The organism is Micromonospora sp. NPDC047738 (assembly GCF_040642675.1).
GTDB lineage: Bacteria > Actinomycetota > Actinomycetes > Mycobacteriales > Micromonosporaceae > Micromonospora.
Genome location: NZ_JBEYSO010000029.1, coordinates 1 through 13,864 on the forward strand (window position 1 = coordinate 1; position 13,864 = coordinate 13,864).

Sequence of the window (13,864 nt, forward strand, 5' to 3'; positions counted from 1 at the left end):
GCGAACGCCACGTACACGGTACCGGTCACCCTGTCCAACCCGACCCTGACCACCTGGAACCCGACCGACTGGGAACTCGGCTACGACTGGAAGCGCGCCGACGGCACCACCGACGGCGCCGACGCCACCTTCGAACTGAAGACCGCGCTACCGAAGAGCGTCCCGGCCGGCGGCACGGTCGACGTCAACGCGCAGGTGAAGACCCCGCCGTCCTCGACCGAGGGCAACAAGCGCACCGACTATGTCATCCAGTGGGATCTGCGGAACAAGCTGACGGGTAAAAAGCTGTCGGAGACCGTTCCGGCGATCCAGCCGTTGCCGCAGAACGTCGCCGTCGAGGAACCGACCTCCGACCAACTCGGCCTGGAGAAGTTCTACTCGTACGCGGGCAAGAACACCGGCGCCGGCGGCACCCTGATGAACAACCTGTACTCCGGCAACACCGTCTGGTCGTACAACGCGCTCAGCAACCCCTCCCGGGGGCTGTCCACGTTCGTGCGGATGTCCTACAACTCCCTGGACACCAGCGACACGGTCGCCGGTTACGGGTGGTCGCTGCAGGCCAGCTCGATGATGCGGCTCGGCACGCCCCTGGATTTCCACCCGAACCCGAACCCGACCAAGGTCACGTTCACTGACGGGGACGGCACGAGTCACTGGTTCACCTGGGACGCGGCCGCGAACGAGTGGAAGAGCCCCAAGGGAGTTCACCTCTACCTGCAGCAGAACAAGGTCTGCGACAACAAGAGCCAGGAGCGGAAGGCTTGGCTGCTCACCAAGCCGGACCGGACGCAGTTCTTCTACGACTGCGAGGGCTTCCTCTCCAGCGTTGTCGACAAGAACGGCAACGAGATGGTGTTCACCTACGAGGAGCGGAAGTCGAACAACAAGCCGACGAAGTTCCTGAAGTACATCACCGACCCGACCGGTCGGAAGACGCTGACCGTGGACTACTACGCCAAGGGCCAGGCGTTCGACTACATCGACGACACCACCTGGACGCGGAAGTCCGCGACCAACCTGACCAACCCGAAGATCATCGACCACATCTCCCAGATCACCGACATCTCCGGACGCAAGCTCACCTTCACCTACACCGACAAGGGTCTCCTCGGTGAGCTGATCGATGGGTACGGCTCTAGCGGCACCATGGGCGCGCCCAAGGTGTTCAAGTTCGCCTACGACATGACGCAGGGCAACAAGAACGTCAAGCTGGTCAAGGTCACCGACCCGCGCGGCAACCCCACCAGCCTGGTCTACAACTACCCGCAGACCGGCGACGACCCGAAGTTCCACTGGACCACGAAGTCCTACACCGACCGGCTCGGCTACCTCAGCAAGTTCGGCTACGTCGACCCGGACGGCCCGCAGGGCAACAACATCAACGCCACGGTCACCGACGCCGAGAACCACGCCACCCAGTACCAGATGGACGGCTACGGCCGACCCACGCAGACCACCAACGCGAAGAACGAGGTCACCAAGCTCGAGTGGGACGACGACCACAACGTCACCAAACTCACCGAGAACAACGGTGCCGCCTCGACCTGGACCTACGACCAGAAGACCGGCTACCCGACCGAGATCAAGGACGCGGAGGCTGTCAAGAACGGCTGGCCGGGCACGGTCCTGGGCTACCAGCGACAGCTCAACGGCTACGTCGCTGACCTGACCGAGAAGACCAGCCCCGAAGGCCGGAAGTGGACCTTCGGCTACGAGGCCGACGGCGACCTGGCCTGGGTCGTCGACCCGCTCGGCAGCACCACGCCGGACCCGGAGGACTACAAGACGTCCTACACCTATGACGCGTGGGGTCAGATGCTGACGGCCAAGGATGCCAACGGCAACGTCACCACCAACAGCAACTTCGACCCGAACGGCTACCCGCAGACCATCACCGACGCCGACACCAAGCAGACGAAGTTCGTCTACGACGTGCGCGGCCAGGTCCTCAAGGTCACCGACGCACTCAACCACGACACCACCCAGACCTACGACACGTTCGGCCGCCCGCTGGAAAACAAGGTGGCCAAGAACCAGGCCACCAACGAGTGGATCACCACCCCGGCACCGAAGTACGACGCCAACGACAACGTCTACGAGTCGACCGCCCCGAACGGTGCCGTCACGACCGCTTCATACGATAAAGCCGACCAACTGGAGTACTCTCTGGCCACGGTCGATGTCGCGGGCGACCCCGAACGGAAGACGTCCTTCACCTACGACAAGGTCGGCAACCTGCTGACCACCACCGAGCCCAAGGGCAACCTGACGCCGGACGGCGGGGACTACGTCACCACCAACACGTACGACGCGATCTACCAGCTGACCAGCGTTACGAACGCCGAGGGCCACCAGATCAGCTATGTGTACGACGAGGTCGGCAACATCCGGAAGGTCATCGATCCGCGAAAGAATGCGACGGCGGACACCACTGACTACACCACTGAGTATACCTATGACCCGGCGCACCGGGTCGTCAAGCAGACGAACGCGCTGGGCAAGGGCATCATCAGCAAGTACGACAAGGACGGGCTGGTGATCGAGACGACAAACGAACTCGGCACCACCACACTCATTAGCCTTGATCATCGGGGTAAGCCCACTGAGGTCAGAGTCCCTCACAAGAACGACTCGGGAGCCATCACCTATCGCATTACCCGCTTCGAGTACGACCAGGTAGGCAACCAAACCAAGGTGATCACCCCCCGCGGTGTGGCCACCACCGACGACCCGGACGACTTCGCCACGGTCACGGTCTTCGACAAGCTCAACCGGGTCAAGGAGACCCGCACCGCGTACGACAAGGACGACAGCCGCTACACCACCGCGGACGTCACCACCTACACCTACGACGCGGTCGGCCGCCTGGCCACCCTGTCAGCGCCGCCGTCCGCCGGTGAGTCGGTGCGCAACGACACCACCTACGCCTACTACGACAACGGGTGGACGAAGTCGTCGTCGGATCCGTGGGACATCGTCACCTCGTACGACTACAACGAGCTCGGCGCCCAGACCAGCCGCACGGTCACCTCGGCTGGCGGATCGTCGAACCGCACCATGACCTGGTCCTACTTCCCCGACGGCAAGCTCAAGTCCCGCTCGGACGACGGCGTCCCGGTTGGTAAGCAGGTCGTCCTGGTCGACAACTCCGACTTCAACAACACGTCGGCCACCGGTACGTGGACCGCCGCGAACACGGCCACCGGCAAGTACGGCACCAACTACGCCACCCGCCCAGCGGGCACCGGCACGAACACCTTCACCTGGCAACTCAACGTGCCACAGGCCGGCACCTACGAAGTGTTCACCCGCTACCCGACCGTCACCGGCGCCGCCACCGACGCCAAGTACACGGTGAACCACGGCGGCGGCACCACCGTCAAGACGGTCAACCAGACCACTAACACCGGCACCTGGGTCAGCCTCGGGTCCTACACCTTCACCGAAGGCAACACCCAAAAGGTGACGCTGTCCGACCAGGCCACCGGAACGGTGGTCGCCGACGCGATCAAGATCGTCCGCGACAACACCGGTGAGGCGGACAACGAGAAGCAGGACTACAGCTACCGCTACGACCCAAACGGCAACCTGAAGACCATCACGGATGCCTCTCCCGGTGCCCAGGTGGACACCTACTCGGTCGACTACACGGACCTGAACCAGGTACAGACGGTCACCGAGAGCAAGTCCGGGACGGTTACCAACACCACCACATTCACCTACAACGAGAACAGTTCACCGCTGACCGTCACCCACGACAAGCAATACGCCAGCTACGACTACGACCCCCGCGACCTGGTGTCCAAGGTCATCAACGGCAAGTCCGCCACCGACCCCGACAGCAAGACCACCACCTTCGCCTACACCGACCGCGGCGAAAGGGCGGAGGAAACCAAGGGCAACGGCAACACCGTCAAGTACACCTATTACCTCGACGGGCTGCTCAACACCCAGGTCGAAAAGAAGCCCAACGGGACGCTGGTGTCGGAACACACCTACACCTACGACCTCAACGGCAACCGCACCCGCGACGTCGCCAAGAAGATGAACGCCGACAACCACTCGGCGTACCTCAACACCACCAGCGACTACACCTACGACCCCCGCGACCGCCTCACCAACCTTGTCAAGACCGGAGACGGAGCGGGCAGCGAGACGTACGTCCACGACGCGAACAACAACGTCATCAACCAGACCGTCAAGGGCACCCCGACGACGTACAACTACGACCGCAACCGGCTCCTCACCGCCAGTACGGGAGGCGCTACCGCGTCGTACAACTACGACCCGTTCGGCCGCCTCGACACTGTTACTGCCGCCGGCACGGTGATCGAGCGCAACATCTACGACGGCTTCGACCACCTCATCGAAAACCGCAAGAACAACGGCACCACCATCTCCACCACCAAATACACATACGATCCGCTGGATCGGACCACCACCAAGACCACCGACGCCGGCGGCACCAAGGAGATGACCACCACCTTCAGCTACCTCGGCCTCTCCAGCGAGGTGCTGGACGAGGAGGTCGCCGGCAAGCTCACCAAGTCGTACCAGTACTCGCCTTGGGGACAACGACTGTCCCAAATTACCCACAAGGACGACGGGGCCAACGAAAGTGCGTACTATGGCTACGACAGGCACACCGACGTCGAGCAATTGACGGACGAGGCCGGTGATACCAGTGCCACTTACGGCTATACCGCCTATGGCAAAAATGACGAGGCCCAATTCACCGGCATCGACAAGCCGAACGCCGAAGACCCGAGCAAGGAGCCGTACAACGCGTACCGGTTTAATGCCAAGCGGTGGGACCAGAACTCAGAGTCGTATGATATGGGGTTCCGGAACTACAGCCCCGGCCTGAACCGGTTCCTGTCTCGGGACAACTACAACGGCGCCTTGGCTGATATGCGCCTCGGCCTCAACCCTTGGACGGGAAACAGGTACGGCTTCGGCGGTGGCAATCCGATCAGTGCTATTGAGATCGATGGTCATGATTTCTGGGACAACCTCGGCGAGGCTGTTGTAGGTGCGATTGCCGGCTGGAATAACTATGAGGAGGACGCCGCTGCCGGCATCGTCGCCTTCATTGATGATCCGGTCGGCTCTCTTAAAGGAATGGCCGAAGAGGCTACAGCCTGGGACGTCAAGTACGGGAAGACGCCTGGTGGTCCTGGAAGTATTGGTTGGACTTGCGTTCTTACCGGCGTCTGCTCCATCTACGAGAACTGGAAGGAGGGAAGGCACTACGAAGCCGGCTACGAGGCGGGCGGGCTCGCGAAAGACCTCATGTTGAGCGCTGTCGGTGCGGCTGCCGGTGGGGCAGGGGGTGCTTTGACGCGGGGTGCCAGCACGGCTGCACGGCTCGCCAAAAAGGCTGGTGGTAGGGCGTCGGGCGGTTCAAATTGGACCACTTGGCTGAACTACCCAAAGGTCTATGCCGACGGGCAGTGGTATGCGCAGATCGATGGACGGCTGTATTCCCGCCACGCGGTCGATCGTATGCAGCCGAGCGGGTTGAGGTACTCACCGCGCCCAGGGCCGGATGAGGGTGGCCTCACGGGTGGTATGCCGCAAATCCGGCAGACCGGCGGATCCTACGACTATGGGCGGGGGGTACCGCCAACCTATGTCGAGTATGTCATCAGAAACACGACAGGCGTTCCGCAGGACAACGGTAATATCTCGCATACGTCGGGCACCCTGACGGTCATTGTGAGTCCCGAAGGTCGAGTGGTTACGGTAATTACGAAATGAATGACGCTGTCAGAGAAGAAATCCGAAAGCAAGTTGATGCCTTCCGTGGTGGCCAAGTTGCCCTCGAGGACTTCGCTTCCGAACTGGAACGCCTGCTGTATCAACTTGAGGGCGTTTCCGCCGAGTTGGACGGGCGGTTCCGGGAGGTTTCTAACGAATTGGAAATGATTAGATTCACGAAAAACCCGGAAGGGTGGCGGGCTGCGGTGGAGGAAGTTCTGACTCGCCTCTGGACCGCTCTTGACCGAGTTGCTTGAGCGGTAGTGCTAGGCGGATTGACTTGGCACTGGAGGTGTAGGTTCCGATCCGCGTAGACGCGTAGAGGGGTGAGGCACTGCCTTGCCCCTCTACGCCCGTCTGCGGCCGTCTGCGGCCGTGTGGGCTGCGGCGTCCACGGCACCTCTATTGCAGGGTGGCTGGGTGTACCGTGCCAAAACTCGTTTAGTGGCTGTGACCCAGCGTTTTGAAGTGGGCCGCCCCGCGTTTTCCGGACAGGCTCGTTTGTGGCTAATTCATGCGGCGAGCTGCCGGTTCTCGAACTCGTCTCGAACTTGTCGTGGGGTTTTGTAGCCGAGTTCTGAGTGGCGTCTGCGGGAATTATAGTGGAGCTCGATGTATCTGGCGATGTCGTTGCGGGCGTGTTCCCGCGTCGGGTACTGGGTGCGGTGGGTGCGTTCGTTCTTCAGCGTCGCGAAGAACGATTCGGCCAGGGCGTTGTCGTAGCAGATACCGGTCCGGCCAACCGATTGCCGTATCTTCAGCCGCTTCAACGTCTTCCCGAAGTCGGTGGAGGTGTAGTTGCTGCCCCGGTCGGAATGGAATATGACGTCGTCGGCGAGCCGGTGGTTGGCGGCGGCCATCTGGATCGCGGATTCGACGAGCGGGGTGCGGTAGTTGTCGTCCATTGCCCAGCCGATGACTTCCCGTGTGTGGCAGTCGATCACCGTCGCCAAGAACAGCCAGCCCTGCCAGGTGGGAATGTAGGTGACGTCACCGACAAGCTTCCGCCCGGGCACGTCGGCGGTGAAGTCGCGGCGCACCAGGTCCCCGATGGTGCGCGGCTCGTCGCTGGCCACGGTGAGGCTGTGCCGCCACGGCCGGGGCTGGCAGGGCTGCAGGCCAAGCTCCTTCATCAGGGCCCGGACCAGCTCGGGTCCGCAGGCGACGCCCCAGTCGGCCAGGTCGGCGTGCACCCGCCGGTGGCCGTAGGTGCCGTCGGAGGCGTCGAACGAGTGCTGGATCAGCTGCTTCAACTCGTCGCGGCGGCGCGCGGTCGCCGATGCCGGCCGGTCACGCCATTCGTAGTAGCCGGACCGGGACACGTCCAGCCACCGGCACATCTGCATGATCGACGGAGCACCACTGTGGTCGTTCGTGGACAATGAGGCGGCGTACTCGGCGTCGATGAACTCGAACGTGTCACTCACCGATGATCCTTGGCGAAGTACGCTGCGGCTTTTTTCAGGAACTCGTTCTCCATCCGTAGTTCCCGCGCCTCGCGTTCCAGTTGCCGCAGCCGTTCCCGTTCACTGACGTTCAGCGGCGGCTCGTCGCCAGCATGCTCGCGCCGATACGCGGCGACCCAATTCCCGAGCGTGCCTTCCCCGATGCCGAGCTCACGGGCGACCGCGGCGATCGGACGCGACGCCTCGATCACCAGTTTCACCGCTTCTTCCCGGAACTGCGGGGAGAAAGTCCTCTTCGCGCGTGGCAACTGTTTTCCTCTCCAGATCGACCAATTCTACTTGGTCCACCTGTCCGGAAAACCCGTGGCGGCTCATCTGTTTGTGTGCTCGCCGTGACTATCTCAACCGGACCAAACTAACGTCAAGCGACTCTCGAACAGCGTGAATGGACTTCGGGGTGAAGGTCCCGCTCAGCGGCGACGAATCCTGTCCAACAGCGACCTTCGCTGCGGCGGTGGCGCAGGTGATCCGCCAAGCGCGGCGCTGCCATTGCCTGGCCACTCCTGGAATGCAGCGGTCAGATCCGCTGCATGGTGAAGGGTTTCGCTTGGCATTCCTGGGGTTATGTAAACCAGCTGTGCCACCGAGACGCCAATCGTGAGTGGTCTGGTCTTGGTCGCCTCACGCATCATCCGATATCTGGTCTCCACCAGCCCTGCGACGTCCGAGCGGCACGCTGGGTCCACCCAGGCCGCTGTGACCAGCGCATAGAGCGCGGCTTCGGTAATCCAGTCTTCGACACCGTAGGCAAGCTCGATCAACATTTGTCGTCTGGCCGACGCAGACCAGGGTTGCTCCGGTCGATGGTGCAGCAGGCCCAGGCAGCACCACGCCTGGATGTAGCGTTCCCACGAGCCTGGCAGGCGATCCCACCGGCCTTCCGGCATCTGCGGCGGATGAACCATGCTAGCCAGCAGGTCTTCTACCTCAATGTCGCCAAGCGGAGCGGCCGCCTCATACATCATCGGCGGTGGCTCCCATGGCAGGCCGGCAAAGTGAGCGGCGATAGCGGCAGAACCAGCGGCGCTCGGCGGGTCCAACGCCGGCGACGCGTTGACACCGTCGAAACGCCACTGCACGATGCCGGGCTTCAACGGCTTCCGCGGATCGGGCTGCCCGGGATCGCCCATGGCGATGACCGCCTTTGGCCACCAACGGCGGAAGGTGGTCATGGCGCTGGGCACCTCCATCGAGGAGATACCGAGCTCGCAAGGCATCGAGCGGGTCTTCGGGTCAGTCTGGGCGAGGATGTTGATGCATGACTCGGTGGCAGCCGGGACATGGGCAAGCCACGGCAAGCCTTCGCACCTGGTGACCAGCTCGAGACGTTCATGGTTTTGCGCTGATTTGGCTCGCAGGCGATCAGCCAGAGCGATCAGGCTCTCCGCGTTGATGCCTTCAGACATGTCGCCTTCCCTGTGAACGCGTAAGGCAACATCGTAGGCAGCGGCCCCGCCGAGGTCGTGACGGGTGGCCATGGCGGGGTGTGTTCTCTCAATCCGTTGGTCTGGGCCGCTGCCCAAGCAGCCAGGCGGGTAGCCAAGACGGCGCCCGGGGGCCGGACGACGGCGGACTGTAACGGCCGGAACAGCCAGGCACGGGCCACGAAGATCAAGCGTTGCCCGATCCTGCCAGTGTGGGGGTCGAGTTGGGTCCGCGGGCCGTCGACGAGGATCGGGCCCAGTCCGTCGGTGGACCGGTTGACCAGGTCGGAGGCGTCCGAGCCGAGCGAGATGCCCTGCGCCGCTTCATCACAGCTCATCGAGAGCCGCGACCTGCATGCGGAGGTTTCGGGCGTCCTTCGGCGGCAGGGCGGCAACGGCAACGTCCAGGATCGTGCGCACCTCGGTGGAGCAGGTTCGCGCACGGTCCGAGAGGCTCATCTCGCTGGTCATCGGGCGGGCGTGACGGGCATCGAGCTGCGTCGCGGATCGATGTGAGGAGGATCGTCGCGGGGTAGTCGGCTACCTTGGGGTAACGGTGTCGGTGGTAGCAGTTCCAGTAGCTGGCCGCGCGTTGGCTGGTGAGGGTGATGAAGTTGGCGTTGGCCGCGGCGAAGCGGCCGTAGACGGTGTGCATGGCGGTGCCTGGCAGTCTAATGTCGGCGAGTTCGTCCTTGATACGGAGGACGATCTCCAGCACGTACTCGCCTATCAGGTGAACGACGAACGGAGCAATCCAGTCCTCGGCCCGGGGCGCGATTCTCTCGATGTGCCGCTGCCGGACGTAGCCGTCGTGATGCCGGCTGTAGAGGCAGCTCAGGACGGCCTGCTGCAACGGCGCCAGCGTGCGCTGGGCTTCAACGGCGGGTTCGTCGGCGTAGAGGCGGTACGGAATCCAGACGCGTTCGCTGACGACCGAGACGTCGAACGACCCTGCTGGTGAGAGGGAAGCAGCCGACATCAGCTCCATTGCGGCGGTGACGTCGGCGTGGAGGGCTCGTGGGAATGCCGCTGCTAGGCCGGGGCCGCTACCAGGTCCGGGGCTTTGAGTGTCCATTCCCCGCACCGGATCCATGATCCGAAACTATGTGGTGAGCGCGGGTGGAGGCAACTGGAGTATTTCCGAGCAATCCGCTGCCCATCACCGGATCGCGGTTATGGCCGGCCGGTACCAGACGACCAGCGACGGGGGAGCGGCGGCGCCTGGACGGCTGGACGGATCAGCGGGTGTCGGTGAGTAGCGCGGTGACAAAGTCGTGGGGTCAACGGAGGTTGGGCGGTCGCTGACCTGACCGTCGCCGAGTTCGACGACGCGCCACACCCATCAGCCCGCAGAGCGAGATCCACGCTGACGAAGGGCAGGCCCGAAGCGGCGACCAGCGGCGCGATCGCGATGGGGTCGACATCGACGGGTGGGAGGTCGCGGGGCGTGTCGGGGTGCGATCCGATCAGCGCACTTGCCGTCGATCCACCAGGTGCGTGCCTCGGCGGTGGTGAAGTTTTCGCATCAAGGATTACGTGCACGACGAGGTCGGCAACCAGGCCAAAGGAGGTCTCGTGTCAGGGCTTCGTCGTCCAATGACCGGCCCCCGGTGCCCCGTGTTCCCAAGCGGATGGCCTCGCCAGCTTCGTCAAAATACGGAGATCGGGGCCTTGCATGGGCAATGATCGCTCCAGTCCGACGTCGTAACTAGCACGAAGCCAGCGGCAATGGTTCCGATGACTGCGCCCACGGCCCACGCCGTGAGCATCCCCGCCAGGGTCCTGTCTCGGTGACCTCGTACTGAACGGCGGAGTGCGACGCCAAGCGTGACTACTGACCCGACCACACCCGTCAGGACCGACAGGCCCACCGCGGCTGCGGCGCGGTCGGCCGGGTCTTCGGGGTCGAGCAGGAACACGCCCAGGAAGACGAGGGTGGCGAGGGCGTGCCCTGCCAGGCCGTACACGATTCCGCGGCGAGACATTAGCTGCTCGCCAAGTCCAGTGGCGGCGTGATCGTGAAGTTGGTGTCGACTGCCTCTACCAAGTCGATCCCTCGCCGCTCCAGACCGGCCCGCTCGGCCCACCCGGTGAGGGCGGTGAGGAAGCCGGCCAGATCCCGCTGTGCACGCACAAGCAGCTCAGGCAGCGCACTACGAGGCATGTCGACGTGGAGCCCGGCCCAGCGGCCACGATGCCGGTTCGGGCCGCCGTCCTGCCACACCCGAAGATTGTCGCCGACCACCTCAGCCTCCGGGCCCGGGTCATGGCCCAACCACGGCGAACCACCCGAAATGACCTGCGTCCACTCCCGCCATTCCTCTAGCCCGGCACAGCAGCCCGGCACAACCGCCATCCCGGTGGCGGTGTCGCGCACCTGCAAGCCACCCGCGACGATGAGAAACTCCTGAGCCAGCAACGCGTCCATGACCTCATCCCGCCCCACAGAAGGCGGAACATCGATCCGATCAGCGAGGGCGGCCACGAACATCCCGACCTGCTCATCGGTGCATCCGGCGTTGAGCGCCAACCACGAGCAGGGTGCCATCGAGGCCACTGGCCATGGTCGCGGCGATCCGGCGTCGAACGCTGGAACCTCGATTACCGCCTGCATTGTGATCACAAGGTCATCCAACCCCGACGCTCCCAGCACGGCTCTGCACGTCCTCGCAAGCTGCTGCCAGGCCGTCTTCAGCGGCGAGCCAGCCGCCGCGGGGGGAGGCATTGCAGTTGCGCCACCCCTCGGATCCGCATCAACATAGGTCGAGGGCCACGTCTACTCGCAAGTAGGCGTCCACCCATGCCTGCACCGCGTCTTCTCCGGGGTCGGGACCAAGCATCGCGGCGAAGCGGTCAACGGCTTTCGCCGCCCGTCGCAGCCCAGCCTTCGTCAGCTCGCGGGCTGCGCCGCGCAGCCGGTCGGGGTACACCGTAGATTTGAACATTGGGGCGAGCTGGCGGAACTGGTCGCCGTAGAAGGCGCGCTCGTACTCGCCGATCACGATCGCGTCGAATTCACGATCCGGATCGGCCAGGGCGGCGAGCAGCCGCGCGGCCTGTGGGCGTTGCGGCCACGGCAGCCGCCGGGAGCAGCCGACGTCGAAGAATTCAGCGACGATCCCGCCTCGGCCATCGACCAGGTCCTCGGCGAAGTCGCGTTGCCACCGCGTCGACGACAACCGATCCTGGAACTCCTTGGTCGACATTCGGCCGTAGAACGCAAACCGGATGCCCTGTGGATGTGGTGTTGTCAGGCGCCGTGCCCGCAGATGGCCTCGCCGGCTCGGCTGTCGTATCCACCAGCCGAGCAAGTCGGGGCTGTCGAGTTCCGCCGCGTGCTGCAACGGGACCTCCTTCAAATCATTCATCTCTATATTGAACATCAACGATAGACTGATCCGCAGGATTCGGGTACTCGCAAGATCTGTGGGCTCGACAGCGCGGAGTGGACCCGGCTGGCTACTGATCTATCAGCGCAGCGACGGTTGCTCGTCTGCGCGCCCAGCTGTGTCGCTTGCCTCCGTTGATCGACTTGTGACAGGACGACCAGGAACGACAGCCAGCGGCGGCCGTACGGCCGGGAAGCGGCTGGCGGGCCGCGATCCAGAGCGGCGTGAACAGCCCGCACGCGAACGCCCTGATGATGCCCTCGGCCAGGCGGCGCCGTCCTGGTCGAGCGAGTCGCTCCAGGCGGTGGCGGGCAGGTCGGCGATCGCGGCCTCGTCAGTGTCGGTGATCGTCTACCCGACGGTGAACCGCACCGTGCGCCCAGGCAGTGTTCATCTGTTGCAGGTGTTCCAGCAGTTCGTGGGTGGCCCCGGCCCCGTCGACCCGGATGAGGATCTTGTGGCGGTAGTGCAGCGGGACCTGCGCGAGGGCCTCACCCAACACCCGGATATGGTCGGCGACCGTGTTCGAGCCGGCGTTGCCCGGCCGCAGCAGCATCGCCAGGGACTCCATCGTGTTGGCGCACCACGCCCCCAAGGGGTGGAAGTCGAAGCCCTTCTTGAACGTCGCCGCCGCCGCGCCCTGCATGTCGCTGTGCGCGGTGATCAAGGTGGCGTCCAGGTTGATGACGACCCATCCGGTCAACAGCTTGCCCGCCACACACAGCCACGGGAACCCGCCCGGGCGCTTGGCAAGTAGGTCCCACACCCGGCGGCGGACCTTTGCGCGGGCCTTGGCGATCCGGGTCAGCGTTGCCGCGTCGAGCCCGTCAAGGGTGCGGCGGACGGTGGAGTCCGACGGCGGGCCACCGAACACGCCGACCTGATGGGCGAGGAGGTTGATATCGGACATGCTGGTCGCGCCGAGCACGATCGACACCGCCACGGACACCAGGATCGCGCCCCGGTCCCACCAGCCCGGCCCCTTACCCTTCGGCGCGACCGCGCTCAACGCCCTGGTCAACCCGGTCCGGTCCGCGCACCGCCGCAGCAGAACCGTGCCAGCGTGACCGACCAGGCCCTTCCCACCGGCGGCTACCGATAGCCGCTCGTCCCATCCGCTACGCTTGCTCACCAGAAAGGTGCATCCGATTCTACTGTGGATACGGTCTAGGCAACCACATCCTTGCAGGTCGGCTGCACCTTTCCCTCACCGACCTCGATGCGCGCGAATCACTCTGAATTGCCGAGGTCTGTCCCGCGCGACGTGCCGACGTCGGCAGATCCGAGCCGAGGCCGCTGCATGACGGCGTCGTGGTGCCCCCGGCGATGACCCGACAGACCGACACCGAACCAATCGCGCGCGCTGGCCAGGCAGCTTCGGCTCGATGAGCACGTGGCGGTTGACGCAGGTCGCATCCTCGGTAGAATGGTTAGGCCATTGGCTGTTGAGAAGGAGCTTTCGGGTGCCGAAGGTCGTGTACGTGGGCAGTGACGGCGACACGCGGATCGTCGATGCGGCGGTCGGTGAGAACGTCATGAGCGCGGCCCTCCGCAACGGAGTGCCCGGCATCATCGGCGAGTGCGGAGGCAACAACTCCTGCGCCACGTGTCATGTCTGGGTCCGCGACGAGTTCACGGCCACCGTCGGCGGGCCCGGTGACCTCGAGGACGACCTGCTCGACCTGGGCGTCGAGGACCGACGCGACTGCAGTCGGCTCGGCTGCCAGATCGAGATCACCGAGGACCTGGACGGCCTGACGGTCGACGTTCCGCCCACGCAGCCCTGACTCCGCCGTCTTTTAGCGCCGCTTGTTCGGCGGGC

At 64.3% G+C, this 13,864-nt stretch carries 9 protein-coding genes; 3 read left to right on the forward strand and 6 right to left on the reverse strand.

Annotation, left to right across the window (positions count from 1 at the left end):
• Positions 1-5,763, forward strand: a 5,763-nt coding sequence (locus tag ABZ783_RS30515) for an RHS repeat-associated core domain-containing protein (RefSeq protein WP_357444176.1), incomplete at its 5' end; no start/stop codon positions are given.
• The gene (locus ABZ783_RS30520) at positions 5,760-6,020 is read left to right on the forward strand and encodes a hypothetical protein (protein WP_357444178.1); all 261 of its coding nucleotides are present in this window, start codon (positions 5,760-5,762) and stop codon (positions 6,018-6,020) included. The genes ABZ783_RS30515 and ABZ783_RS30520, both read left to right, overlap by 4 nt.
• A gap of 255 nt (positions 6,021-6,275) precedes the next feature.
• On the opposite strand, the gene ABZ783_RS30525 is transcribed toward ABZ783_RS30520, so the two are convergent.
• The 6 genes from ABZ783_RS30525 to ABZ783_RS30550 all read right to left on the reverse strand — a co-directional run bounded on the left by ABZ783_RS30525 (position 6,276) and on the right by ABZ783_RS30550 (position 13,174).
• A protein-coding gene (locus tag ABZ783_RS30525; protein WP_357444180.1) for an IS3 family transposase occupies positions 6,276-7,477 on the reverse strand; the annotation gives its coding sequence in 2 pieces (ribosomal slippage) (positions 6,276-7,213 and positions 7,213-7,477; 1,203 coding nt in all).
• Between the two features lie 162 nt (positions 7,478-7,639).
• Complete coding sequence (locus tag ABZ783_RS30530) at positions 7,640-8,635, reverse strand: hypothetical protein (protein ID WP_357444182.1); 996 nt, start codon at positions 8,633-8,635, stop codon at positions 7,640-7,642.
• 352 nt (positions 8,636-8,987) lie between these two features.
• Positions 8,988-9,641, reverse strand: a complete 654-nt coding sequence (locus ABZ783_RS30535; RefSeq protein ID WP_357444184.1) for a hypothetical protein — start codon at positions 9,639-9,641, stop codon at positions 8,988-8,990.
• Positions 9,642-10,637: 996 nt separating this feature from the next.
• Positions 10,638-11,183: a hypothetical protein gene (locus ABZ783_RS30540; protein WP_357444186.1), complete on the reverse strand. Its 546-nt coding sequence runs from the start codon at positions 11,181-11,183 to the stop codon at positions 10,638-10,640.
• A gap of 223 nt (positions 11,184-11,406) precedes the next feature.
• Positions 11,407-12,036 carry a hypothetical protein gene (locus tag ABZ783_RS30545; RefSeq protein WP_357444330.1) on the reverse strand — a complete coding sequence of 210 codons (630 nt, stop codon included), beginning with the start codon at positions 12,034-12,036 and terminating at the stop codon, positions 11,407-11,409.
• A 340-nt stretch (positions 12,037-12,376) separates the two neighbouring features.
• Complete coding sequence (locus ABZ783_RS30550; protein ID WP_357444188.1) at positions 12,377-13,174, reverse strand: transposase; 798 nt, start codon at positions 13,172-13,174, stop codon at positions 12,377-12,379.
• A gap of 331 nt (positions 13,175-13,505) precedes the next feature.
• Here ABZ783_RS30550 and ABZ783_RS30555 point away from each other — a divergent pair, with 331 nt between their 5' ends.
• Entirely contained in the window at positions 13,506-13,829 is a 324-nt protein-coding gene (locus tag ABZ783_RS30555; RefSeq protein ID WP_357444190.1) for a 2Fe-2S iron-sulfur cluster-binding protein, read from the forward strand.
• The last annotated feature ends 35 nt before the right edge of the window (positions 13,830-13,864 follow it).

Bases quoted from the DNA above. Each gene is read 5' to 3' on its own strand.
- ABZ783_RS30520 (WP_357444178.1), top strand. From the start codon at position 5,760: ATGAATGACGCTGTCAGAGAAGAAATCCGAAAGCAAGTTGATGCCTTC.
- ABZ783_RS30530 (WP_357444182.1), bottom strand. From the start codon at position 8,635: ATGTCTGAAGGCATCAACGCGGAGAGCCTGATCGCTCTGGCTGATCGC.
- ABZ783_RS30535 (WP_357444184.1), bottom strand. From the start codon at position 9,641: ATGGAGCTGATGTCGGCTGCTTCCCTCTCACCAGCAGGGTCGTTCGAC.
- ABZ783_RS30545 (WP_357444330.1), bottom strand. From the start codon at position 12,036: ATGTTCAATATAGAGATGAATGATTTGAAGGAGGTCCCGTTGCAGCAC.